Source organism: Streptomyces hawaiiensis, assembly GCF_004803895.1.
Taxonomy (GTDB): Bacteria; Actinomycetota; Actinomycetes; order Streptomycetales; family Streptomycetaceae; genus Streptomyces; species Streptomyces hawaiiensis.
On sequence record NZ_CP021978.1, the window covers coordinates 225,077 to 248,858 of the forward strand.

Here is a 23,782-nt window from a genome sequence, read left to right on the forward strand (position 1 = left end):
ACTGCAGTCCTTGTCAGCAGGCCCCGGCACGATGGCTGGCAGCCTCTCGGGAGGGCGGGTCAGTGGCGGCGGTCGGTGGCCGAGCGGGCGAGATCGGTCAACGCCCGCCGTGCGTGGAGGGGCAGATCGAGCCCGTCCAGGTGGCTGACGGCTTCCTGCACCCGGGTGGTGATCATGTTTTCCACCTCTTGCGGTGCCTTGAGCTCGATCATCAGCTCGCGCACGTCCTGGAGGTGCTGGGTGGTGAGGTCCCTGCGTCCCAGTACGCCGGCGAGGCGTTCACGCTGTGCGGGCAGGGCGGCCTGCCAAGTATTGGCCAGCAGGACGGTGGGCCGCTGTCCGCGAATGTCGTCCAGTCCGGCCTTGCCGGTGCGGTCCGGTTCGCCGAACAGGCCGAGCAGGTCATCGCGCAGCTGGAACGCCTCCCCCAGCGGCAGTCCGTAGGAGGACAACCCGTCACGCAGCCCGGGGGCGGCGCCGGCGAGCAGGCCGCCGATGAGCAGGGGGTGTTCGACGGTGTATTTGGCGGTCTTGTAGCGCACCACTTTCAGCGCCACGTCCGTGTCCGGGTTGCTGCCGGTGCTCAGGATCTCCAGGCATTCGCCCGCGATCAGCTCGCGGGCGAGCTGCGCCCACATCGGCCGAGCCCGGGCGAGGTAGGCGGCGGGCAGACCGCTGGTGGCGAACAGCTGCCCCGCCAGCGCCATCAGATGGTCACCGACCAGCATGGCGAGGGAACGGGCGGCGGCGCGCTTCCGCGGGCGGGCTGCGAGCGAGGTTTGCAGGGCGACGTGAACGGTGGGCAGGCTGTGCCGCAGGGGGCTGTCGTCGATGAGGTCGTCGTGGACGATCGCCGCGGCATGAACCAGTTCCATGGAGGCGGCCGCTCGCATCAGTGGGTCGCTGTCTGGCTGGCCGGCCGCGCGCCACCCCCAGTAGCAGAAGGCCGCCCGCAGTCGCTTGCCGTGCCCCGCCGCCGCCTGCAGCTGCTCGGCAACCGGCCGCAGCGCGTCGTCGATCGCGAGCAGGTGCTCGGCTTCCTCCGCCAGGAAGTCGGCAAGGAGGGTGTCGATGCGTTCCTTGAACGCAGACCGTGCCCAGCGCTCAGACATCGCCGACGGAGGCTGCCTGACGGGCGAGGGCTTGCTGGGCCAGCGCTTCCAGAGGTGCCGGCGAGGCGGCAGCGCGATCGAGGACGATACGGCCGCGGGCGACCAGGTCCTGCTGCGCATCCCGCGCGATCTCCGGCCCGTCGGAGCGGCGCAGGAGCTGCTGCAGCGTTCCGGCAGCCGAACTGATCGTGCTCACCGCGAGGTCCGCCAGACCCGCCACGATCAGAACCGCCTGCTCATCCAGACGTGGCCCGCTCCGTGGAATGTGTGTCATGTCGCCGAACCCCCTGCATCGTCGTCACCCCGGCCCGCCGGCTCACAGCGGCTGTCGAACCAGCATGGCGGCGTGATCACAGCGCCAGGACCGCTTTACCGCAACGAGTGATCAGCTCGAACGGATGTACGTCTGGTTTCCGTTGCCCGCGACCCGCGCTCAGCTCCGTGCCGGCGCGGTGGACCTGAGCGCACGTCAGCGGCCGTGCTCCGTCGGCTCACGTCACCAACCGCGGGAGGGCGCCGTGCCGGACACGCGGTCCGGGGCGTGCCCGCGTGTCCGGTGCGAACACCACCGGGAAGAGAAGGCGCCACGTGCCGACAGCTTGGCTCGTCGCACCGAGCGGCAGGCCTCCCCCGGTGGTGTCAGTCGAACAAGTCGACCGACTGCACGAGGCGGAAGTGGCCGGTGGTGCCGAGGCTTCCGCTGGCTGCCCGGGGCGTATACACACGCCACGCCCCCGTCGTGGGCTTCGACGACGTCCCCTTCACCGCCGGCCTCTCCCCCGCTACCGCCCCGCACCAGAGGAGCCCGACACCGGCTTCATCGGCGCTTCCAACATCAGCTGCGTAGCCACCGAGGAGACCACCGGCGGCGAGTACGGCTTGTACAAGGTCGACATGGGACCGAAGACCGTCGGCGCCGAGGAGCATGGACAGCGGCTCGTCAGCGTCGTTCTGGAAGGCGTGCAGGCCGCCGGCGGGCACGTAGAGGAAGTCTCCGTCGCCGCCCCTGGTCCACTGTTCGCCGTTGTGGAACCGGACCTGGGCCGTGATCAGGGGCCGTCACCGGTTCCTCCGCAGAGCCCCGGGCGGTGCCGTCTGCACCGACGCAGCGTCGCCGGGTCCTGCGCGTCTACGCCGAGTGGTCCGTCTTGCCACGGGCCCGGCGGCGGGCAACCCGGGGACGCTTCACTCCGGCCACCGCGGTCCGGCCCTGCGGGCGGACCAGCTCGCCATCGCTTACCAGGCCGCACTCCCCCTGCCATCCTCATCCGGGCCCGCAGGTGACCCGGCTCAGGTGGGCTCACCCTTCATGGCCCTGTGACTTCCCCGGACAGGGCCTCAGGCCCGCCCCTGCTGTGCCGCACGTGGAAGCGGAATGACAGGTCGCACCTGTACCTCGTTCGCGTTGACACGCCGAAGTCTGGAAGGCCAAGCCGCCGCGCCGGGAACAACCGGCCCGGCCGGCGCGGTTGCATCGACCGAGGACCGGCGCCGCACGAGCGGGGAACACGGGGACCACAAGGTCGTCCGCCCTACCAGGATCCGGGTCCCAGGATCGCGGTACGCCCGCCGCGCACTCGTACCAAGACGTATTTCTGCAGGAGGACACCTTCATGACTGACCGGCCGTTGACGCTCATGGCAGTACACGCCCACCCCGACGACGAGGCCACCGGAACCGGAGGGGTCCTCGCGCGGTACGCGGCGGAGGGCATCCGCACGGTCCTCGTGACGTGTACCGACGGCGGTTGCGGTGACGGACCGAGCGGTGTCAAGCCGGGCGATCCCGGGCACGATCCGGCGGCGGTCGCCTCGATGCGCCGCCAAGAACTTGAGGCGAGTTGTGACGTCCTGGCGGTCAGCGATCTGGAGATGCTGCACTATGCCGACTCCGGGATGATGGGCTGGCCCAGCAACGACGCCCCCGGATCCTTCTGGCAGACCCCCGTGCAGGAAGGCGCGGCCCGACTCGCGGAACTCATGCGGCACTACCGACCCGATGTGGTCGTCACCTACGACGAGAACGGCTTCTACGGCCACCCCGACCACATCCAGGCCCACCGCATCACGATGGCGGCGCTGGAGATGACCGCGCTGACACCGAAGGTGTACTGGACCACGATGCCCCGCTCGATGATGCAGCGGTTCGGCGAAATCATGCGCGAGTTTCATGAGGACATGCCGGAGCCGGATCCTGCCGAGGCCGCCGCGATGGCCGAGATCGGCCTCCCCGACGATGAGATCACCACGTGGGTGGACACCACCGCGTTCAGCGGTCAGAAGTTCGACGCGTTGGCCGCGCACGCCAGTCAAGGCGAGAACATCTTCTTCCTCAGGATGGGCAAGGAGAGGTTCGGCGAGTTGATGGGCATGGAGACCTTCGTACGTGTCCAGGATGCCACCGGCGCGGCCATACCCGAGAACGATCTCTTCGCCGGACTGCGCTGATCCGCCCGCCCGACCGGCAGGGAATGCGTATCGACCGCACGGCGCTATCGAGCGGGTCACGCACCCGGAGGCTTGTCTCTTCCTCGGCATCCCGCTGCCGGCCGGGTTCCTGACCCGCCGCATCGGCGAGCAGAAGCTCATTCCCGGAGCCGGCCGCAGGAACGCCGGCCGCCGTCGAGCTGTCTCGAACTCCGCCTCGAGGTCGGGGCCGCCGTGAGGGGCAGCCAGTGATGCCGTGGGCGTCGTCGAGCTGTTCTGCGGCCTCATTGGCTTGTTGCGGGGTCTTCCGCGGCAGTGATGCGCGCGATCACATGGCGTAGGAATCCGGCCGCCGTGCCGCCGTCGCAGCCGCGGTGGTCGAAGGTCAGAGACAGGTGAACGACCTTGCGTACCTCCACGCGGCCGTCCACCGCCCAGGGACGGTCGACGAGGCGGCCGAAGCCGAGCATCGCCGTCTGGGGGTGGTTGAGGATCGGGGTGGCACCGTCGACCCCGAGGGGACCGTAGTTGTTGAGGGTGAAGGTGCCGCCGGCGAGGTGGGCGGCGGGGACCGCGTCACGCCGGGCACTGAACCGGTACGGAAGACTCCTGCCCCTGGAGTCGCGGGCGAGATCTGCGTAGGCGGTGCCGGCGTGGCACTCGGCTACCTGTGCCAGGAGGAACTGACGGCCCAGCGGTTCGTACCGGACCCCTTCACCGGCGGCACGATGTACCGCAGCGGCGACCTCGGCCGCCTGCGCCCGGACGGACGCCTCGAACACCTCGGCCGTATCGACGGCCGGGTCAAGATCCGCGGCTTCCGCGTCGAACTCGACGAGATCCGCTCCGCCCTGCTGGAGGACCCCGACGTGCGCACGGCGGCCGTCGTCGTACGCCGCGACAACCGCAGCAGCAGGAAGGGCATCCGCCGGGTGCCTCATGGGACGTGGCTCACGCTGCTTCGGCATTGTCCAGCCGCAGTGCCGTGCGCAGCCAGTCGTCCGTGGAGCCCGGGGTCGGCTGCGGGCGGCTGCCCGGCGGAGTCAGGACGACGGCGGTGAGGTCCCAGTATCGGTCCAGGCGCGGCTCGACCGACAGGCGGGCGGCCAGCAAGCGGCGGAACTCGCGTGTGTCGCGGCTGCGGTAGGCGCTCGCGTATGCCGCGACGTAGGCGTCCAGGGACTCGCCCGGATGCGGGTCGTGTGCGCTGCGCAGGTGTGGGGCCGCGAGTTCGAATGCTTCCATGAGGCCCGCGTACAGCAGGGCGGCGCCGCGGGCCCCTGCTACCCGGTGCACCTCCGGTTGGGGCTGCCGACCGTCTGGACAGGAAGCCGTCGTCATCGCGTGCAGCCGGGCGAAGGCGAGTACCTGGGACGGGTGCGGTTCGTCGGGCGGCTGGGGGACGGCCACCTCCAGAAATGCCGCAGTTGTCTGGCGCGGCATCCGTGGTGGCAGCCAGGTGCGCCAGAACCTGGCCAGTGGTGCGGTGCTCGGCGGGGTGTTCAGCGCACTGAGCAGCATCAGCCGGCCGGCGCGCTGAGGCGGTGGGCAGTCCCGCACCAGTTGGAGTGCCGCTTCCCGCCAGCGCAGGACCTTCAGCTCATCGCCGAACTCGCGCAGGCGGCTGTCGAGGGCGCTCTCCAGCGTACGGCCGGCCGCGCCTTCGTCCTCGAGGATGCGGCGTACCTCGGGCAGGGGCAGGTCAAGGGTGCGCAGGGAGCGGATCAGCTGCAGTCGCTCCAGTGCTGGAGGGCCGTAGCGGCGATGTCCGCCACTGCTGCGGGCGGCTTCGGGAAGCAGGCCTTGGTTCGAGTAGAAGCGGACGGTCTTCACGGTGGCACCGGCGCGCTCGGCGAGCTCCCCGATGCTCCACAACAGCTCGTGCGAAGTGGACAGTTGAACCTCCCTTAAGGGGAGTTCCTACGGTACCGGTGCGCGGGCCGGGCATAGGCCGTGGTCCGCGGACGAAATGGCGTACGCGACCGGGCGCGGCGCCATGTGACGACCCCGGGGAGGGATTTGTGCACGTGTTCATCATGGTGGCGGGTGTGTTCACCGGAGCCCATGTCTGGCAGGAGACGGTCGCGCGGCTTGTCGCGGCGGGCAGCTCGGCACACGCGGTCCCGCTGACGGGCGTCGACCCGTCCCGGCCCGCCACGCCGACGCACGTCGGTCTGGAAACCCACATCGAGGATGTGATCGCGGCGATCGACGCGGTGGACGTGACGTCCGGGCAGGAGATCGTACTCGTTGGGCACGACTACGGGATCCACCCGGTGCTCGGCGCCGCTGACCGGCGGGCAGAGCGCGTCGCACGCGTCGTGTACCTGGACTGCGGGATGCCGCAGAACGGTGTTCCGGCGCTGGTCGCCGTACCGGACCAGGCGCTGCGCGCGCAGCTAACCGAACACGCCGAGGCAGGCGAGCGCGAGGGCGTGCTGGCGCCACCGGCCCCTGACGAGTGGGAGCGCTGGGGTAGCACTGCCGGCGTCGGCGAGGCGGCCCTGGAGCGGCTGACCGCCCTGGCGACGCCTCAGCCGCTGGGCACCCTGCTTCAGCCGCTGCGGCTGACCGGAGCGGTGGCCGCGGTTCCAATCACCGGCGTGCTGTGCGCCCGGAACGGCGCCAGTATCGACCTGGTGCAGAGGCTTGTCGACTTCGGCGACCCCGCGCTGGCCGTCCTGACCGAACCTCAGGTCACCTTCTTCGAGCTTCCCACCGGGCACTGGCCGATGCTGTCCTGCCCCGCCGCACTGACTGACGTCCTGCTGCGGGCCGCGGCCGGTGACGGGCACCGCCTGCGGCCGGTCGGCGACGATGCGCCGGTGCCTGCCCACCTGCGCCCGTTCCCGGTGGACGTGCCCGAGCTGCCTCGCGACCGCCAAGGTCATGTCGATCTGTACGTCCCCGACGGCGAGGGACCGCGACCGGCCGTGGTCTTCGTCCACGGCGGGCCGGTGCCCGCCGGAGCGCGGCCACGTCCACGTGAGTGGCCGACCCTGGTGGGCTATGCCCGCCTGGCCGCCGCCGAGGGCATGGTCGGCGCGACCCTCGACCACAGCCTCCACGACGTCGCGGACTACGAACGTGCCGCCGCGGACATCGCCGCCGCCGTGGAACTGGTGCGGGCCGATGCCCGGGTGGACGCCGACCGGATCGCGCTGTGGTTCTTCTCCGGCGGTGGCCTCCTCACCACGGACTGGCTGACACAGCCCCCCGCCTGGCTGCGCTGCCTGGCCGCCTCCTACCCCGTCCTGGCCCCCCTTCCCGCCTGGGGCTTGGTCGGCAGCCGCTTCCAACCCGCCAGGGCGGTCGAGCAGGCAGGGGCCCTGCCCGTCGTCCTCCTCCGCGCAGGGCGAGAGACACCCGAGATCGCCGCGACCGTCGCTGCGTTCGTGACCGCGGCCAACGACTGTGCGGCGCGACTCGAAGTGGTCGACGTCCCTGACGGCCACCATGGGTTCGAAACCCTCGACGCACCGGAGGAGACGGTCCCGGCGCTGCACCATGCGATGCGCTCGGTGGTCACCCACCTGACCAGCTGACGGCGCCGGCCACAGCGACGCGTCCGCAGCCGGCCCGGGCGCGCACTTTGCGGTGTATCTCGGCGGCCTGTTCGCCGTCCTCTCCCCCGCCAAGGCGCTCCTTTTCCTCGCCGTCCACCAGGGCTTGTTCGGGATCTACCTGGGTTCGGTGTTCGCGCCCAACCACAAGGGCATGCCGATGATCGAGGAGGGGACCCGGCTGGACTTCCTGCGCCGCCAGGTCCTCACCTCGCGCAACGTCCGGGGCGGCGTACTGGTCGACGCCTTCATGGACGGGCTCAACTACCAGATCGAACACCACCTCTTCCCCAGTATGCCCACGCCTGCCCTCACCAGGGCGCAAATCATCACCGAGCGGTACTGCGCGGAGCTGGGCATCCCGTACCACCGGACCGGACTGATCGCCTCGCACCGGGAAGCGCTGCGCCACCTCAGGAGCGTCGGCGAGCCGCTGCGCTCCCCGGCCGAGGACTGACCCGGCGGGCAGCCCGGCTGCGAACAGACGGCCTCACGACAAAAGGGTCCGCGGCATCCACCACATCGCGCAGGTCGAGGAACTTGAAGCCGGTCGCGGTGCGCGTGCCGCCCTCTCCGTCGGGGACCTCAGGGGTGTCGTGACCGTCCTGGACGACCAGCAGGCCGTCCGGGAAGCGGCTGCCGAGCGGTGCGTTCAGTACAGCAGCGCCGTCGCCTCCTCCGACCCGTCGAGGGTCGCCGAGGCCGCGCCGACGCGGAATCCGCCCTCGTACTCGTCGCCCTCGCTCACCTCACGGTCGTACAGGGCGAAGGTGTCGTCGCCCTGGCTGGAGGGGAAGAGGGCTCTGACGGGGAGTGGGCATCGGACGCGTCCGCCCGGCGCGACATGCACGGCGGACGACCTGGGCGCGGCCGTGGTGCGCGGTGGACTTCGACGCCGGGTGGGCGCCGGGAGCGCACGCGCCCGGCGTCCACGCCGTAGCGGGCTCCTCTGACGTGCCGGGTCGCCCGGTGCACAGCGGGGCACCCCGGCCTCTTCCGGTTGCGTAATATGCTCCCCATGAAGTCGAGTATTACGTCCGCGCGTGGTGAGATCGTCATACGACGGGCCGTCGCCCGGGACGCCAAGCGGCTCACGCGACTCGTGCGCGGCTCGCGCGCCTACGAGGGCCAGTACGCGGCGATGGTCGCGGACTACCGCGTCGGGCCCGACTACATCGAAACTCATCGGGTCTTCGTGGCCGTCGACGCCGATGACAGCGCGGGCCGGGTGCTCGGTTTCTACGCGCTGATCCTCGTGCCGGCGGAGCTGGACCTGCTCTTCGTCGAGGACGGGAGGCAGGGCCGTGGCATCGGGCGGCTGCTCGTCGAGCACATGAGGTCCGAGGCTCGCGCGGCGGGGCTGGACCGGGTCCGGGTGGTGTCGCATCCCCCCGCGGAGGGCTTTTACCGCAGCGTGGGCGCGCTGCTCACCGGGACCGCCTCCGCGAATCCGCCCGCGGTGGCCTGGGACCGGCCCGAGCTGGAGTTCTTGATCCCGTAAGTGCCGACCATCCTGTGAGTGCCGAACCGAGCTCCTTGCGTGGATGCGAGCTGACCCTCACGACACTGACGCGACCGGACCATGTACCACCGACCGCCACGAGACTGCGAATACCGCCCGAGCGGTGAGCGGTCCAAGACGAGCCACGCGGCGCCCGCCACCGGCCTTGCGGCCCCGCCATGGCATGGGGCACGGTGGTCATCAGCCACAGCGGGGTCCGGTCCGCGTAGCCCGGTGCGCACTCGGACTCGGCGCCCCTGCGGGCGCTCAGCTCCTGCAGCCGGTCCGGGAACTGGAACTCGGCATCGACGGTGGGGCCGAGCCCAGGAGCCGGGTCGGTGTGCCAGGCGGCCCTGCTGCTCGGAGATCTTGACGGGTTGCTGGGCGACCGGGCGGTCCAGGCGTATCAGCGCGATGACGTCCTTGCTGGAACCCGTACTCACCATCAGTCCCCTCAACATACGGTGCCCTCACCCAACAGGCATGCACGGCGCGGTCTGTTGCATCCTCAGCGCGCGGCCCGGTCTGCTGCTTCTCGGGTGATGTCGGCGTAGAGACGGAAAAGGGTCGGCCGGGCTTCGCCGTGGTCACGCTCGGGCAGGGCCGCCCAGCACCGGGCGATGAGCTCCCGGGCCTGGGTACCGGGCCAGGGCTGGGGCAGGAGCTGAGGCGGCAGCAGTGGGTCGGGCTCCATAGCACGGGTGAGTTCGGCCGCCAGCTCGACAGCGATGGTGAGCAGGACGGACGGGGAGAGTTCGGCGGAGCCGGTGAGCCGGTCGAGGCGGGGTCGGGCGATGCGGCTGAGGCGGTGGTAGCGGTCGGCGATCTCCTGCAGGGGCCACAGGCGTCGGGCGAGTTCGGCAGGCTCCTGGGCGTCGCCCCTGCGTAGATCCGTCGTGCTGAGGAGGGTGAGCGCACTGTGGGCGCCCAGGCGGTGCGCCGCCTCTTCGACGTACGGTTCCCAGGCGTTGGCACAGACGTACAGTCCGCCCTGGAGCGGGGCGCCCCCGAGGTGGACGAGCGTCTCGCGCAGGGCGTCCCGGGTCGTGCGCGCCGACTCGGGCACGGCGAAGGCCGCCAGGTGCCAGACGCCGTCCCAGGGAGCCAGCCCGGCATCCTGGCGGAATGCCAGCCGCAGGAAGTCCGCGTTGGGGGCCAGGGCTTGTGTGGTGTCGTCGCTGGCGTGCAGCACTGCTTTGCGCCCGCGGCCTTGGGAGGTGAACCGGCTCTCGGCCACGAGGCGTTTGACGCACAGCCGTACCTGCTGGTCGCTCATGCCGAGGGTCGCAGCGACGGTGTACAGCTCGTTCGCGCTGACCGTGCCGTCCTCCCGGATCAGCGCGTGGACGAGCATGCGGGTGGGGATCTCGACGTGGTCGGTCACGGTGCGCACAGACCTCTCGGCTCGTCCGCCTCGACGGGGCGGTGCATGGTGGTCACCGCGCCGAACCCCAGCAACCCTCGGAGACAGGGCGTGCGCTCGGTCCGTACGGCCGTGAAGCCGCGTCGCTCGTACAGGGCTCTGGCCCGCGGATTGGTGTCGATCACGTCCAGTCTGATCTCCCGGCGGCCATGCTCCGCCGCGACGGCTGCCACTTCCTCGATGAGCAGGCTTCCGATCCCGCGGCCGCGCGCGTCCGGGTCTACGGCGATGCCGTCCATGACGAGCTGCCCGGGGGCCGGCCGGCGTTCGAACAGGGCGAGGAGCAGGAGACGGCGCAGACCTCCCAGGTATCCGTACACGCGCAGCACGGCGGAGGCCGTGCCCCCGGTGAGGGCCCGCCCGCCGAGTTGATAGCCGGCGAGGCCGACGAGCCGCCCTTCGAAGCTGGCGCAGACCGCGCGATCGGCGTTCAGATGCGCGGCGATGAAGGGCACCGCCTTGCCCGGCGGGTTCAGCGCAGGACCGAGTTTGCGGCCGAAGGCGTCCCAGTACAGCTCGGCCGCCCGCAGCTCGGCTCCCTCCGGAACGCCGCGCTGAACCTTCACCGGCCCGGTCCTGGAGCCGGTCTCATCCAGTCCCATGCCGTCCCTCCCATCGCCTCGAAAACCGAAACCCAAATCTATCAGACTTCCAACGATCGTTCCCGCGATGATAGTTTCAAACTCCTGTGCAAACCGAACAGAGGCGGCCGTCCCATGTGTCCGAAGACCCAGCCCCGACGGCGCGGGCTCCGCATCACCGCGTGGTCCCTCGTCACCGTCCTGGTCGTGGCCGCCGGTCTCGTCGGTGTGGTGCTGTGGCAGAACTCCTACGACATGGACGAGCAGCGGGTCACGATCCGCCACGGCGGCCACACCCTCAACGCCGTACTGGCCACCCCCAAGGACCGCCGCCGGCAGCACGGCCTGGTCGTGTACGTCCACGGCGACGGCCCCATCGACGCCACCCACGACGACGGGTACAAGCCCATCTGGGAAGCGAACGCCAAGGCCGGCTACGCCTCTCTGTCCTGGGACAAGCCCGGCGTCGCCGGCGCACCGGGCAACTGGCTCGACCAGTCCATGGACGACCGGGCCGCCGAGGCGGCCGCCGCAATCACCTGGGCCCGCTCCCGCCCGGACATCGACGCCGACCGAATCGGGCTCTGGGGCGCCAGCCAGGCGGGCTGGGTCCTGCCAAAGATCGCAGCCAGGACCCCGGTGAGTTTCGTCATCGCCGTCTCACCGGCGATCAACTGGCTCCAGCAGGGCCGCCACCATCTCCTCGCCGAACTGCGCGCCGACGGCGCATCGGCGGCCCGCACCAAGGCCGCGATCGCCAAGAGCGACACCACCCGCCGACTGCTCGCACGGCAAGCGACCTTCGAGGAGTACGTGAAGGCCACGGGCGGCGACACGGACGGCATGACCGCCGCCCGCTGGGGCTTCATCTCCAAGAACTACACCGCGGACGCCACACGAGACCTGCGCGCCCTGCGCGGCATCCCGGTGCTGCTGACCCTCGCCGGCCATGACATCAACGTGGACACCGCCGACACGGAGCGCGTCTACCGCAAGGTACTGGACCCAGGCAGTGCGTTGACGGTCAAACGCTATCCGCAGGCGTCCCATTCACTGCTCAAGCAGTCCGTCGAGCAGTCGGGCGTCAAGACCACGCTCACCGCCCTCTTCTCCCCCCGCTCACTCTTCGTGAACGGCTTCCTGGACGACCAGCGACAGTTCCTGAAGGATCTCGGCCGAGGCGGCAACGCCACACCATGACGCCCCATCTCGTCGCCTTCGTCCGGGCCAGAGCCCGCCTCGAACGCGGCCGGCTCGTCGAGCGCTCCGAGGCGGTCGCGGCGTGAGCCCCCTCGCGGCCCAGGTCATCAGCACCCCGCGGCTGGACCCGCTGCCGCTGCACCTCGAGCATGGCGATTCAGCCTCACCACCGACGCCCCAGGCGCGAGCGTCGGCCCCTTGCTGGATCACAGCGAGTGGCGGATGGACGCACAGGAGGTGAAACTGGAGCTGCTGGCGGAGAAGCCACTGATCGCCCAGGCGCCAGCCGGCATGCGGCGGCCAACCGCTGCGCCGCACCATCCAGACGGAACTCGACAACCGCATGGCCGGCCTCCTGCTGGACGGCGGGGCCGGCCCCGGCGACATGTTCGCCACCGCCACGCTACGACTTTCCGCGCTGCGCCGTCCGCGACGCCACCGCTGGCCGGCCGCCTCAGCCAGGAAAGCCCCGTGACCGGCCAGCCCCTCTCGTTGCCGGGATCGCGCGGGGCACCGGAGGCACCGCAGGCAACGCAGGCACCGGGGCGACTCGAAGCGCACGCTGGGGGAACCTGAAGGGAAGCCCTGCCGCACGAGGGGAGGCCGGGTGCCCGGACGCCCGGCTCCCTCACCGGAAGAGAGACCACGATGGCGCACGAAGACGACGCCCAGCAGGCCGTGCCGAACACGCCGGGGACGCGCACCGACGGCGACGGCGTCACGCGCCGCCGCCCGCTGCGGGAGCGGCACGTCGAGGAGACGGTCGAGGTCGCGGTGCCGGTACGGACGGCGTACAACCAGTGGACGCAGTTCAAGACCTTCCCGCGCTTCTCGACCGTGGTGCACGGCGTCGAGCAGATCAGGTCCACCGTGACCACCTGGACCATCGGCTACGGGCCCCTGCGCCACCGCTTCGCGGTCGAGATCGTGGAGCAGGACCCCGACGCCTACATGGCCTGGCGCGCTCTGGAGCAGAACCCCTCCCACCAGGGCGAGGTCGAGTTCAGGCCGACGGAGTCCGGTGGCACCGCGATCACTGTCCGGATGCTCCTGGAACCGCAGGGAGCCGCGAGGATCCTCACCAGCTCATCCAGGGCCGTCCGGCTGACCGCTCGGCTGGTGCATGGCGAACTCATGAACTTCAAGCAGTTCATCGAGGGACTGGGGCAGGAGGGCGGGGCCTGGCGCGGCACCATCCGCAACGGCCGCGTGCAGCACGATCACCCGGAACCTCCCAGGAGCCGCGTGGCCCAGTGGCCCGTCGGCTGACCGGCGTGCCGGACACGGCAAGAGAAAGGCGAACCGATGCAGAACCCGCCCGGTGAGGAGCCGCAGACCACCCTCTCCGTGACACCGCCGAAGAAGTGGGCGGCCGGAGTCCCCGCCGTCGTGCACGCGCTGGAGTACTCCCTGGAGCAGACCTCCCCGCGCAAGACCGGGGTGGACCTGCTGACCATGAACCAGGTGGGCGGGGTCGACTGCCCCGGCTGCGCGTGGGCGGACCCGGCTCCGGGCCGGCGCCATCGCAACGAGTACTGCGAGAACGGCGCCAAGCACATCAACGACGAGGCCACCACGCGCCGGATCACCGCCGACTTCTTCCGCGAGCACAGCGTTTCCGACCTCGCCGCCCGCTCCGACATGTGGCTGAACCAGCAGGGCCGGCTCACCGAGCCGATGATCAAGCGGCCCGACTCCGAGCACTACGAGCCGATCAGCTGGAACGAGGCCCTGGGCGTCCTGGCGCAGGAACTGAAGGCGCTGGCCTCCCCCGACGAGGCCGTCTTCTACACCTCCGGCCGCGCCAGCAACGAGGCCGCCTTCGTCCTGCAGCTCTTCGCCCGCGCCTTCGGCACCAACAACCTGCCCGACTGCAGCAACATGTGCCACGAGTCCAGCGGCTTCGCCCTGAGCGAGACCCTGGGCACCGGCAAGGGCACCGTCGGCCTCGACGACCTCCACCACGCCGACCTGATCTTCCTGGTCGGGCAGAACCCGGGCAGCAACCACCCGCGCCAGCTCACCGCCCTGGAGGAGACCAAGCGCAACGGCGGCCGGATCGTGGCGGTCAACCCGCTGCCGGAGGCCGGGCTGCGGCGCTTCAAAAACCCGCAGAAACCACGCGGGCTCGTCGGACGCGGCACCCAGATCGCCGACCGCTTCCTGCACATCAAGCCCGGCGGCGACCTCGCCCTGTTCCAGGCTCTCAACCGCCTGCTGCTGGAGGCCGAGGACGCCCGGCCCGGCACCGTCCTGGATTATGACTTCATCGACGCCCACACCACCGGCTTCGAGGAGTTCGCCCAGCACGCCCGCACCGTGGACTGGGACGACGTGCGCACGGCGACCGGACTGACCCGCGAGGAGATCGAGAAGGTCCGCGACGAGGTCCTGAACAGCGAACGCGTCGTCGTGTGCTGGGCGATGGGCATCACCCAGCACAAGCACGGCGTGCCCACCGTCCGGGAGATCGTCAACTTCCTGATGCTGCGCGGCAACCTGGGGCGCGCCGGTACCGGCGCCTGCCCGGTGCGCGGTCACAGCAACGTCCAGGGCGACCGCACCATGGGCATCTGGGAGCAGATGCCGGACACCTTCCTCGATGCCCTGCAGAAGGAGTTCGGCTTCGACCCGCCGCGCCCGCACGGCCTGGACTCGGTGAACTCGATCAAGGCGATGCGCGAGGGCCGCGTCAAGGTCTTCCTCGCCCTGGCCGGCAACTTCGTCCGCGCCGCTCCCGACAGCGAGGTCACCGAGGAGGCGATGCGCTCGTGCCGGCTGACCGCCCACATCTCCACCAAGCTCAACCGCTCGCACACCGTCTGCGGCGACACCGCGCTGATCCTGCCGACCCTGGGGCGAACCGAGCGTGACGTCCAGTCCGACGGCGAGCAGTTCGTCACCGTCGAGAACTCCATGAGCGAGGTGCACACCTCCCAGGGCCGCCTCGAACCGGCCTCCCCGCTGCTGCTCAGCGAAGTCGCCATCCTGTGCCGGCTCGCCCGCCGCACCCTGGACGGCAAGGCGGACATCCCCTGGGACACGTTCGAGGGCGACTACGACACCATCCGCGACCGCATCTCCCGCATCGTGCCGGGCTTCCACGACTTCAACGCACGGGTGACGCGCCCCGGGGGCTTCCAACTGCCCAACCCGGTCAACGAGGGCGTCTTCAACAACAAGGTCGGCAAGGCCCTGTTCACCTGCAACGAGCACGTGATCCCCCGGGCACCCGAGGGTCACCTGCTGCTGCAGACGCTGCGCTCGCACGACCAGTGGAACACCGTCCCCTACACCAACAACGACCGCTACCGCGGCATCCACGGCAGCCGCCACGTCGTGCTCGTCAACCCGGCCGACCTGACCGAACTCGGCCTCACCCAGGGCGATCACGTCGACCTGGTGAGCGTCTGGGCGGACGGTTCCGAGCGCCGCGCCGAGAACTTCGAGATCGTGCCCTACCCGGCCGCCAAGGGCTCGGCCGCCGCCTACTACCCGGAGACGAACGTCCTGGTGCCGCTGGACAGCGTCGCCGACATCAGCAACCAGCCCACGTCGAAGGGCATCGTCGTCCGCCTCGAACCCACCCTCGAGCGGACACAGCCCACACCCGCCTGACCGACCGGACGATCCCGACGGCGCCCGCGACGACAGCGGGCCCCGCCGGGCGTTGCCGACAGGGGCGATGCGCCTTCGTCACTACCCCCAGGCCTTCCCACCCTTCGACTTGGCTCAGGGCACTACTAGTTGACGCAGCGGCACCGTCACGTCGACGTTCTTCAGGTTGTGGACCTTCGCCCCGTGTACCCGGATGGCCAGCGGCGGATGCGCCGCGTCCGTACCTCGTGCGCGCGTTGCCTCGTCGTGCGCCATCGCTTTTCCTTCTGAGGGTGACGTCCGAGGGTTTCGGACCCGGCGCCCTTCGACCGGCACGACGTCTTGGACTCTCCTTGGTCGGGTCCAGTCGAGTACCGACTGCCGGGGCCTATACTCACCACAAGTAACCAATGGCCTCGACGTAACCATGAGGAGGCGTCACGCATGCCACAATATCCGGCCTTCGATGTCATGACGGCGACCTGCCCGTCTCGTACTTCGCTCGCTCGCATCGCCAACAAATGGACGGCGATGGTGGTCATCGCTCTCAGCGCCGGCCGCATGCGCTTCCGTGACCTGCGCGCCACCGTCGACGGCATCAGCGCCAAAGTACTCACCGAGACGCTCCGGGACCTGGAGCGCGACGGCATCGTCACCCGGCACGTGTACGCCGAGGTACCACCCAGGGTCGAGTACGAGCTGACCACACTGGGACGCACCTTGCACGCCCCTCTTCAGGCACTGGGCCACTGGGCCGAAGAGCACATCGCCGAAGTAGTCGCGGCGCGAGAAAACTACGACGCGCGTCAGTAATCACTCCAGGCGAGGTCGCGGACGCGGCCCATGGAGGCACAGCCTGCCTGGTGACCGGGGCCACGCCGTCCTGCACGGCACCGCCGTGCCGGACGGCTTCCGCCAGGGCGAGGTGCTGGCGGCCTACCGCCCCCAGAAGGCGTCTTCGGCCTCCTGGTCGCCGGAGAACAGCCACATCTCGACGATCTTCCCGTCTTCGAGGCGCAGGACATCCACGCCGTCCATGCTCATGGAAGCGTCCTCGCGCCGGCCGACGAAGTGGATCGAAGCGGCCACCGTGTCGCCGTTGCCCATGAGAGCGTGAATCGTGTCGATGGCGAAGGAGCCCCGACTGGCCTCCATCATCCCGCCTAGCATCGCGAAGACGGCGTCGCGCCCCTTGTGCTCACCGGAGAACCGGTTGGCGCCCGGCTGATGCCAGACGACTTCCTCGTCCAGAAGCTCGCCCACCTTGGCCAGGTCACCCTTCTGTACGGCCTGGAAGTACTCACGCGCGATGTTGATGTTCTTGCTGGTCATAGCCGTTTGCTCCTTACGCCCCCGACATAGAGGCAGTACGACATGCTGTTATGGGTTGGATGCGAGGCGCGACGCGCTCGCCTTCGATCCGCAGCAGGTCGACGCCGTGCCCGTGACGATCCCCGTGCTCGGCCCCTCTTCCTCAGGTGCGTTCGTCCTGCTGCACGCCCATACTCACCATCGGTAACCAGTCACCTCAACGTAACCAATGGGATGAGGTGACGCACGTCACACACCCTTCAAGGTGTTACCTGGGGCAGAGAGCCTGGACGACTCCGGGGCGTCAGCTGAGCAACAGCCGTTGGTCTGACGGAAGTTGCCACGGCGAGCCTGGTGCCGCGCCGAACAACTCCTGCGATAACGCGGAGGAGCCGTCTCCGCACGGCGACGGCGGGCCCGATGAGCAGGAGGCCGCACTCAGCCGCCGGAGTCGAGCTCGGCCAAGAAGGGGGCGCCCTCCGCCAGGCGGGGCTCGCTATGTGGTCTTCCCGGACTGGGTGCGGCGGGCGTAGGCGCGGGCGGCGCGGGCGCGGTCGCCGCAGCGGGTGGAGCACCACTGGCGGCGGCCCTGGCGGAGCAGGTAGCGGTTGCAGGGCGGGGAGCCGCAGGCGGTGAGGCGTTCGGCCTCGGGGGACGTGAGGAGGTCTGCCGCGTCGGCGGCGAGGGCGGCCAGGGCGTGGTCGACGATCTGGGTGGTGGGGTGGGGGGTGGCGCGGTAGGGGCCGTTTTTGTCGTCCCACTGCAGCAGCGGGGCTGTGGGGACGCGGGTCATGGCGTCATTGATGGCCGTGACGGCCGCAGGAAGGGCGGGGAGTCCTGCGGCGCGGGCGGCGAACAGCGACCTGATCTGTTCGCGCAGCGAGCGCAGCTGTGACGCACACATGTCCAGCATGCCGGCGTCGACCGGTGCGAGACCGCGCTCGGTCAGCCACCGGTTGGTCTGCGCGGGAGTCCCCAAGCGATCGGCCGTGTGGCCGCCGGGCATTGCCATCGCGCTGTTGACGAGAGCGAGGGACAGGTGCTCTTCCTCTCCCTGTGCGGGCGGCGGGGCGGGCTCTTCGATCACGGACTCCTCCATTTCTCTCATGGTACGGCTTGCATGCTTCCGTGAGAAACGGTTACGGTCGTCTCACGGTTCAAGCGATACTTATCCGTGAGGTGCTTTCTACGTGTCTTCTCTGTCCGCAATGACCGACCAGTTCGCGGTCCGTGTCTTCGGCGGCCCGACCGCCCTCTTCGAATACGGCGGTCTGCGTTTCCTGACCGACCCGACCTTCGACGGTCCCGGCGACTTTCAGGCGCCCGCCGTGGTCCTGACCAAGACCGCCCCTTCCGCCGGCGCGCCCGCCGACCTCGGCCCCATCGACGTGGTGCTCCTCTCGCACGACGAACACGCCGACAACCTGGACACCTCCGGCCGGACCCTGCTTGCGGACGTACCCCTCACCCTGACCACCCCCGGGGGCGGCCAGCGCCTCGGCGAGAAGGCCACGGGCCTGGCGGACTGGCAGTCCATCGACCTCGACCGCCCCGACGGCGGCACGGTCACCGTCACGGGCGTCCCCGCCATCCACGGCCCCGGCCCGCGCGAGGAGGTCGAGCCGATCTGCGGCGAGGTCGTCGGTTTCGTCCTGACCGGGGAAGGTCTGCCCACGGTCTACGTCAGCGGCGACAACGCCTCCCTCGACGCGGTCAAGGAGATCGCTGAGCGCTTCGCCCCGGTGGACACCGCCATCCTCTTCGCCGGAGCCCCCCGCTTCGCCGAGGTCTTCGACGGAAGGGTGATCGTCCTCGACAGTGCCATGGCGGCCGAAGCTGCCCGCCTCCTCGGCGCCCGCCGTGTGGTGCCCGTCCACTACGACAGCTGGGCCCACTTCACCGAGGGCCGTGACGAGCTGGAAGCCGCGTTCACCGCCGCCCGTCTGGCCGACCGCCTGGACTGGGGCCGGCGCCCCTGAGCCAGCCCGCACAAGGGCTTCGCGTAACCGGCGTTCAGGCACGGGTAGAGGGACCACCAGTAGCACGCTGCGGAAACACCGAAGCAGTGATGCGGCATCGTTCACGACACTCCCGCCCCAGACCCTGACTCGGCTTGCCGTTGTCCCTCTCGGGCGCGGCTGGCTGTCGTGCTCTTGTCGGCCGAGGGCTGTGGATGTCGCGGATGGGGTTGCGGTCACCGAGGACGGAGAGCGGCGTGGCGCCGGAGCGGACCAGACAGCCGACGAGGTGACCGACCAGAAGAGGAGCACGGAAGTGTCGCCTGGTGACCACCAGAGGACCGCTGTCCGTGGGCCGAACACATCCACATCCTGAGGCGCGCCGGGATGGTCTGGTCCGTCATGGATCCGCAGAGTGCCGCCGCGCGGGCGTCACACACCGGTCGTCGTCTCGCGGGCCGCGAAAGCGGCCGGAGTGAGACCGGTGCGGTCGCGGAAGAAGCGGCCGAAGTTCGCGGGATCGGTGAAGCCGAGGTGAGCGGCTACGGCCCGGGCGTCCCACCGGGCACCTCCCAGCAGGCGCCGGGCTTCGAGCAGGCGCCGCTCGTCGATGAGCTCACGCACCCCCTTGCCCGTGGCGTCCCGGGCGGCGCGGCTGAGGGTGCGGACCGAACAGCCGAGCAACTCGGCGTAGTCCGCGGCTTGGTGCAGCTCACGGAAGTTCAGCTCCAGGGCGTCCACGAACCGTCCGTAGGTGACACCACGGCCCGTACGGGCCGTCGTGTCGGCAGGGGTGATGCCGGGGGAGTTGGCGAGGCGCAGCAACAGCGATTCGAGCAGGCTGCGGCGCAGGGCGTGGTGGATGTCGAGGGGGCGGCGTCCGAGTGCGCGGTGTTCGTCCAGGAGCTGGCGTGCCGTCTGCTGGAGCCAGGCGGCGTCGTCGGGGTGCGGGCTCAGTACGGCCGGGGCGTCGTGCGCGGTGAGCGGGGCCAGGAGGCGGGCGGTGCCGGGCGTCAGCACGTCCGGCTCGAACAGGATGAACGGGCCGCGGGCGGTGCCGGGCGGATGCCAGCACTGCGTATGTCCGGGACGCACCCACAGCCACTGGCCGGCAGCGGTGCTCCGCGTGACGTGGTCGACGTCGTGCCGCAGCTCGCCCTCGGTAACCGCGATGAGGTAGTGGAAGGTGGCCCGGCCCGGGCGGGGAGGGTTCCACGGCCAGTTGTCGTGCTCGGCGAAGAAGTCCTCGACGGTACTCACCTCAAGCCCGTAGGGAGTGCCGACCGGGGGCTGGAAACCGTAGAGCGGAACCGTGGCCCGTCCGGCCCGGTCGCTCGGCATGCGGTGTCGCTTGTCGACCATCACGTGTCCGCAGCCTACCGCCCCTCTGTGTCTGTTCCGGGGCAAGGATGGACTGTGCCGCCGCGACCGCGCGACGCGCCCTCCGCGTCCTTCGACGCCGCAGCCCATCACCGCCTCAAGGAAGACAAAACGACGTGATGAACGGATCAACCGTGCAGAAGACCGCCGCCGACTGCGCGGAGGAACTTCCCGGAGCCCACCTGGAGTACCCCTTCGGCCCGGACTGGGAGGTCTACAAGGTCCGCGGCAAGGTGTTCATGCTGATGACCGAGGTCCCCGGGCGTCCCGTCGTGATCCTCAAGGCGGACCCCGGCGAGGCCCTCGCCCTGCGGGAACACAACAGCCACATCACCCCCGGCTACCACATGAACAAGAAGCACTGGATCACTCTGGAGGGCGGGGAAGGCGTCGACAAGGCGCTCGTCAGGGAGCTTGTCACCGACTCCTACCGGCTCGTCGTCGCTCACCTGCCCAAGGCCGAGCAGCCCGTCGACCCGCGCACCTACGGCGGCGGAACGCGGGCGGCCCGGTGAGCGCGGCCGGGGACCGGCTCCAGGACACCGCCCGCCGGGCGGCCCTCGCGCTGCCCGGGACGGACCACGGTTACCCCTTCACGGAGCACCTGGACGTGTACAAGGTCGCGGGCAAAGTGTTCCTGATCGTCACCGACGACCCGGACGAGCAGATCATCACGGTCAAGTGCGAACCCGAACGCGCCCGCGCGCAAGTACGCGGCTACACCTCGATCACACCGGGCCGCTATCTCGACAAACGGCACTGGATCTCCCTGGGGCCGGGACCCGGCATCACCGAACGACTGGTCACCGAGGCGGTCGAGGATTCCTACGACCTGGTCGTGCGGCTGCCGAGACCGACTCCTTGAGCGCGTCGGGCGCGCAGCAGGCACGACCGCTTGTGGGGTCACTTGGTCACCGAGCCGCCACCGGATGGCGGGGCGTCGGCACTGGTGAAGAACTGCCAGAGGGTGACCACTGCGACAAGCTGCGCCAAGATCCACGCGATCTGCAAGGAGAAGAACCGCATCTGGTAGACGGACAGCAACAGTTGGGTCCGGGACGGCCAGAAGGCACGCTCAGCGCGGAAGGTATCGAGGTCCATCGCCAGGGCCGTGAGGGTGAGGACGAGCAGGACCGCCGCTGCCGCGAGCGCGAGGATGTCCTGTTCCTCGCCGAGCAGATGGTTGCCGACGGCGAAGAGGCCGACCGGTACGGCGTACGCGACGGCCAGGGGCAGCGCCTTCACCGGGCCGCGCCGGCCGGGGAGCCGGCGCCACAGCGCGCCGAGGAGGAAGCCCGCCCAGGCGAAGGCGAACACCCAGGAGGCGACCGACCACACCACCTCGGGGAAGCCGAACGGGTCGTACAGCGTGCCGTTGAGCGCATCGCCGCGCAGCGTCTGCGCCCAGGTCAGGAACCCCGCGAAGGGTACGGAGACGAGCGCGGCGTACCGGGCGGCCCGCGTCGCGTTGCCCCACCAGGTGTCCCGGGGTCCGAGCGCGAGGACCGCGTCCACGACCGTGACGCCCGGCGGGAGTTCACGCTCCGACGCCGCCCCGCCCGGCCCGCTCTGCCACTGACGGAGGTTTCTCAGCTCCTCCTCGATCCCCTCGCGGTCGACCACGCCTTCGTCGGCCTGCCCGTGGTCGAGTCGGCGGAGCTTGGCGAGCCCCTCCCGGTGCTCCCGTGCCGCCGTGAGCAGAACGGCGCGGTCCGCCGGTGTCACCACATTCCCGAGCCGCGGCTTGTTTCCGGCCCGCCGGTACAGCACTGCCCGCCGCGACCCCACGCGCAGGCACACGGCCAGGGCGGCCAGGTCCACGAAGAACCAGAGCAGCGCGGGCACGCTGTTTGCCGCGTAGATCCCGAGGAACAGCACCACGACGGCCGGGTAGGAGACCATCAGCAACCAGCGCTCCACGGGCCCCGGTTCGGTACGCAGCACCGGGAGCCGCCCGGCGGGCGCCGAGAAGTCCGTACGCCGGCGCGAGGCCACGTGCAGGAACGCGAGCATGGCCAGGGCCGTCAGGACCCACAGCTTGCCCGTCCACCAGTCCTGCGCCTGATCGGCGGACCACAGCAGACCGCTGCGCAACTCGGCCTGGTGCCAGGCCCCGTATCCCGTGTGCCGGGAGATGAAGGTGCCGTCGCTCCATCGGAGCACGTACGTCGGGTCGACGAAGGCACTCGGCCAGCTGCCCCGCAGCCAGTCGCGCTCCTTCGCGACGGCCTGGCACGCACCGATCATGAGTACACCGCCGACGGAGACGGCGAGCGCCCTGCTGAGGGGGAAGTCCGCACTTGTATCGCGGAGGAGCCTGCCGTCGCGCAACAGCCGCCAGGCAGCGGCCCACGTGCCCAGCGCCAGGAGCGTGAACGACGCGAGGGCAGCCGCGGCGACGGACGCCACGGTGTACCAGGCATGGCCGTGCGCCTCGGGGCGGACGAAGGTCGGGGCGTGCAGTCCGACCGCGCTCGGCAGCACCCCGGGCACCGCTGCCACCAGCGCGAGCACGATGCCGACGACGCGCAGACGGCGCCGCGCACCGGCGAACAGCAGCAGGACCACGCCCGCCAGCGCCGTCAGCCACCACGCGTGTACGGCAAGACGTGCCTGCTGGGCCCATTCGTCAGGGTCTTCGAACGCACCTGCGGCGACGAACAGCATCTCGTCCGCGTTGGCCAGCAGGGAAAGACAGAACAGGGCCGCACCCCAGTTGCTCAGGTTGGCCGTGACCCGCTGCTCGACCGGGTCGAGCAGCCGATGCCGGCTCCGGTGAAGGACCGCCGCCCGCCACAGCGCTCCGGCGACCAGGAGGTCCCAGAGCAAGTACCCCGCCGCGTTGAGGACTCCGAAAGGCGCGTTGTCGTCCTGCGCGGACCAGCGCCGGGGCCAGGACGGCTCGATCCGTACGGTGACGGGCCGCTCCGGCGCCACGGAGGTCCACAGCAGCCCGTGGGCGCCTTCGCCCCGGGTGGCACGCGGCGTCGCCATGGAGACTCCCGGCCGGCCGGGGTCCACGACGACGCTCTGCCAGCGCACGGCACCCAGGATCTTCGGAGGCGTGAACCGTACCCCCCACCATGCCGGCCGTACGTCGATGGTCCACGGCCCGACGAGGAGCTTCCGCCGCTCGTCCACCCAGGCGTGGGTACGGATCTCCACGGTCACCGACCGGGCTCCAGGCTCCACGACGGGGTCGTGCGACCGCCACTCCTCCCAGCGCGTGTCGAACCGCCAGTCCCCCCGTACCAGACACCGCATCGCCAGCCGGTACCCCTCGCTCGACGGCCCGAACAGCAACTTGTCGGCATGCGTCCAGGACATCGGAACGGTGACGGTCAGATCACTGGTCACCTTCGTGTACGTCCGGCCCTCGTGGTCGAACGCGATCCGGGCCCGGCCGGTCGTACCTTTGAGCCCCCGTTCGGCACAGTCGGGCACGGTGAGCACGTTGTCCGCCCGCGCGACGACCGGCAGCCCTTCGGACCGACCGACGTCCGGCCACAGGAGCATCTGCCCGCCGAGAAACCCGCACAGGAGCACGAACAGCAGAGCCGCCCCCCGACACCCGCGCACCTGGTCAACCGCCCCCTAACCGTGGACCCGACCGATTCACCATGCGGCACCCCCGCGGGTACGCAGCCCTGGAAGCTTTCCCTTCTCGCCGAACGTTCATGGCAAACTTCGCGCGATGTTGTGAGCGCCAGCGGCCGTGCAGGGACGCGGG

Annotated in this window: 21 protein-coding genes and 5 pseudogenes; 12 read left to right on the plus strand and 14 right to left on the minus strand. The window is 70.3% G+C overall.

The annotated features are described in order from the left end of the window. Positions 1 to 59: 59 nt before the first annotated feature. The 3 genes and pseudogenes from CEB94_RS01095 to CEB94_RS42095 all read right to left on the minus strand — a co-directional run. The gene (locus CEB94_RS01095; protein WP_175430354.1) at positions 60 to 1,112 is read right to left on the minus strand and encodes a polyprenyl synthetase family protein; all 1,053 of its coding nucleotides are present in this window, start codon (positions 1,110 to 1,112) and stop codon (positions 60 to 62) included. Next, the gene (locus tag CEB94_RS01100; RefSeq protein WP_342789306.1) at positions 1,105 to 1,308 is read right to left on the minus strand and encodes a polyprenyl synthetase; all 204 of its coding nucleotides are present in this window, start codon (positions 1,306 to 1,308) and stop codon (positions 1,105 to 1,107) included. Before CEB94_RS01100 ends, CEB94_RS01095 begins: the two co-directional genes overlap by 8 nt. Before the next feature lie 722 nt (positions 1,309 to 2,030). Then, a pseudogene (locus tag CEB94_RS42095) lies at positions 2,031 to 2,141 on the minus strand (cupin domain-containing protein); the annotation flags it as partial. Positions 2,142 to 2,725: 584 nt separating this feature from the next. Between CEB94_RS42095 and CEB94_RS01110 the strand changes: the two are divergent. Further along, positions 2,726 to 3,559 carry a PIG-L family deacetylase gene (locus tag CEB94_RS01110; RefSeq protein ID WP_175430356.1) on the plus strand — a complete coding sequence of 278 codons (834 nt, stop codon included), beginning with the start codon at positions 2,726 to 2,728 and terminating at the stop codon, positions 3,557 to 3,559. Between the two features lie 263 nt (positions 3,560 to 3,822). On the opposite strand, the gene CEB94_RS01115 is transcribed toward CEB94_RS01110, so the two are convergent. After that, complete coding sequence (locus CEB94_RS01115) at positions 3,823 to 4,233, minus strand: 2-oxo acid dehydrogenase subunit E2 (protein WP_425472532.1); 411 nt, start codon at positions 4,231 to 4,233, stop codon at positions 3,823 to 3,825. Between CEB94_RS01115 and CEB94_RS01120 the strand changes: the two are divergent. Beyond that, positions 4,150 to 4,443 (plus strand): annotated as a pseudogene (locus CEB94_RS01120) (peptide synthetase); the annotation flags it as partial. The gene CEB94_RS01115 and the pseudogene CEB94_RS01120 overlap by 84 nt on opposite strands. Before the next feature lie 46 nt (positions 4,444 to 4,489). Here the strand turns inward: CEB94_RS01120 and CEB94_RS01125 are convergent. Beyond that, positions 4,490 to 5,434, minus strand: a complete 945-nt coding sequence (locus CEB94_RS01125; RefSeq protein ID WP_175436832.1) for a MerR family transcriptional regulator — start codon at positions 5,432 to 5,434, stop codon at positions 4,490 to 4,492. Between the two features lie 125 nt (positions 5,435 to 5,559). Between CEB94_RS01125 and CEB94_RS01130 the strand changes: the two genes are divergently transcribed. Then, positions 5,560 to 7,083, plus strand: coding sequence for an alpha/beta hydrolase (locus CEB94_RS01130; protein ID WP_175430357.1), 1,524 nt, complete (start codon positions 5,560 to 5,562; stop codon positions 7,081 to 7,083). Between the two features lie 40 nt (positions 7,084 to 7,123). Next, positions 7,124 to 7,558: pseudogene (locus tag CEB94_RS01135) on the plus strand (fatty acid desaturase family protein); the annotation flags it as partial. Positions 7,559 to 7,604: 46 nt separating this feature from the next. Here the strand turns inward: CEB94_RS01135 and CEB94_RS01140 are convergent. Further along, positions 7,605 to 7,900, minus strand: a pseudogene (locus CEB94_RS01140) (phytase); the annotation flags it as partial. A 219-nt stretch (positions 7,901 to 8,119) separates the two neighbouring features. On the opposite strand from CEB94_RS01140, the gene CEB94_RS01145 reads away from it, so the two are divergent. After that, the gene (locus CEB94_RS01145; protein ID WP_175430358.1) at positions 8,120 to 8,602 is read left to right on the plus strand and encodes a GNAT family N-acetyltransferase; all 483 of its coding nucleotides are present in this window, start codon (positions 8,120 to 8,122) and stop codon (positions 8,600 to 8,602) included. 157 nt (positions 8,603 to 8,759) lie between these two features. Here CEB94_RS01145 and CEB94_RS42100 read toward each other — a convergent pair. The 3 genes and pseudogenes from CEB94_RS42100 to CEB94_RS01155 form a co-directional block, all read right to left on the minus strand. Further along, a pseudogene (locus tag CEB94_RS42100) lies at positions 8,760 to 9,036 on the minus strand (serine protease); the annotation flags it as partial. A 74-nt stretch (positions 9,037 to 9,110) separates the two neighbouring features. Further along, a complete protein-coding gene (locus CEB94_RS01150) occupies positions 9,111 to 9,986 on the minus strand; it encodes a PaaX family transcriptional regulator C-terminal domain-containing protein (RefSeq protein ID WP_175430359.1) in 876 nt (291 codons plus the stop codon). Next, on the minus strand, positions 9,983 to 10,627 hold the full coding sequence (locus CEB94_RS01155; protein ID WP_175430360.1) for a GNAT family N-acetyltransferase: 645 nt from the start codon (positions 10,625 to 10,627) through the stop codon (positions 9,983 to 9,985). Before CEB94_RS01155 ends, CEB94_RS01150 begins: the two co-directional genes overlap by 4 nt. Before the next feature lie 114 nt (positions 10,628 to 10,741). Here CEB94_RS01155 and CEB94_RS01160 point away from each other — a divergent pair, with 114 nt between their 5' ends. The 3 genes from CEB94_RS01160 to CEB94_RS01170 all read left to right on the plus strand — a co-directional run bounded on the left by CEB94_RS01160 (position 10,742) and on the right by CEB94_RS01170 (position 15,424). Then, positions 10,742 to 11,806: an alpha/beta hydrolase family protein gene (locus CEB94_RS01160; protein WP_175430361.1), complete on the plus strand. Its 1,065-nt coding sequence runs from the start codon at positions 10,742 to 10,744 to the stop codon at positions 11,804 to 11,806. A 648-nt stretch (positions 11,807 to 12,454) separates the two neighbouring features. Further along, complete coding sequence (locus tag CEB94_RS01165; protein ID WP_175430362.1) at positions 12,455 to 13,075, plus strand: SRPBCC family protein; 621 nt, start codon at positions 12,455 to 12,457, stop codon at positions 13,073 to 13,075. A 36-nt stretch (positions 13,076 to 13,111) separates the two neighbouring features. Beyond that, positions 13,112 to 15,424: an FdhF/YdeP family oxidoreductase gene (locus tag CEB94_RS01170; protein WP_175430363.1), complete on the plus strand. Its 2,313-nt coding sequence runs from the start codon at positions 13,112 to 13,114 to the stop codon at positions 15,422 to 15,424. A 114-nt stretch (positions 15,425 to 15,538) separates the two neighbouring features. Here CEB94_RS01170 and CEB94_RS01175 read toward each other — a convergent pair whose 3' ends face one another. Beyond that, positions 15,539 to 15,679 carry a hypothetical protein gene (locus CEB94_RS01175; RefSeq protein WP_175430364.1) on the minus strand — a complete coding sequence of 47 codons (141 nt, stop codon included), beginning with the start codon at positions 15,677 to 15,679 and terminating at the stop codon, positions 15,539 to 15,541. A 168-nt stretch (positions 15,680 to 15,847) separates the two neighbouring features. On the opposite strand from CEB94_RS01175, the gene CEB94_RS01180 reads away from it, so the two are divergent. Beyond that, complete coding sequence (locus tag CEB94_RS01180; protein ID WP_175430365.1) at positions 15,848 to 16,216, plus strand: winged helix-turn-helix transcriptional regulator; 369 nt, start codon at positions 15,848 to 15,850, stop codon at positions 16,214 to 16,216. A 123-nt stretch (positions 16,217 to 16,339) separates the two neighbouring features. On the opposite strand, the gene CEB94_RS01185 is transcribed toward CEB94_RS01180, so the two are convergent. After that, positions 16,340 to 16,735, minus strand: a complete 396-nt coding sequence (locus tag CEB94_RS01185; RefSeq protein WP_175430366.1) for a nuclear transport factor 2 family protein — start codon at positions 16,733 to 16,735, stop codon at positions 16,340 to 16,342. 475 nt (positions 16,736 to 17,210) lie between these two features. Next, complete coding sequence (locus CEB94_RS01190; protein ID WP_175430367.1) at positions 17,211 to 17,813, minus strand: CGNR zinc finger domain-containing protein; 603 nt, start codon at positions 17,811 to 17,813, stop codon at positions 17,211 to 17,213. A gap of 109 nt (positions 17,814 to 17,922) precedes the next feature. On the opposite strand from CEB94_RS01190, the gene CEB94_RS01195 reads away from it, so the two are divergent. Continuing rightward, the gene (locus CEB94_RS01195; protein WP_175430368.1) at positions 17,923 to 18,693 is read left to right on the plus strand and encodes an MBL fold metallo-hydrolase; all 771 of its coding nucleotides are present in this window, start codon (positions 17,923 to 17,925) and stop codon (positions 18,691 to 18,693) included. A 411-nt stretch (positions 18,694 to 19,104) separates the two neighbouring features. Here the strand turns inward: CEB94_RS01195 and CEB94_RS01200 are convergent, their stop codons facing one another. Then, positions 19,105 to 20,037 (minus strand): helix-turn-helix domain-containing protein, encoded by a 933-nt coding sequence (locus tag CEB94_RS01200; RefSeq protein WP_175430369.1) that lies wholly within the window; start codon positions 20,035 to 20,037, stop codon positions 19,105 to 19,107. A 134-nt stretch (positions 20,038 to 20,171) separates the two neighbouring features. On the opposite strand from CEB94_RS01200, the gene CEB94_RS01205 reads away from it, so the two are divergent. Both CEB94_RS01205 and CEB94_RS01210 read left to right on the plus strand, forming a co-directional pair. After that, entirely contained in the window at positions 20,172 to 20,567 is a 396-nt protein-coding gene (locus CEB94_RS01205) for an MmcQ/YjbR family DNA-binding protein (protein ID WP_175436833.1), read from the plus strand. Beyond that, positions 20,564 to 20,917: an MmcQ/YjbR family DNA-binding protein gene (locus CEB94_RS01210; RefSeq protein WP_175430370.1), complete on the plus strand. Its 354-nt coding sequence runs from the start codon at positions 20,564 to 20,566 to the stop codon at positions 20,915 to 20,917. Before CEB94_RS01205 ends, CEB94_RS01210 begins: the two co-directional genes overlap by 4 nt. Positions 20,918 to 20,955: 38 nt before the next feature. Here CEB94_RS01210 and CEB94_RS01215 read toward each other — a convergent pair whose 3' ends face one another. Continuing rightward, the gene (locus tag CEB94_RS01215; RefSeq protein ID WP_175430371.1) at positions 20,956 to 23,631 is read right to left on the minus strand and encodes a DUF6185 family protein; all 2,676 of its coding nucleotides are present in this window, start codon (positions 23,629 to 23,631) and stop codon (positions 20,956 to 20,958) included. Positions 23,632 to 23,782: the final 151 nt, after the last annotated feature.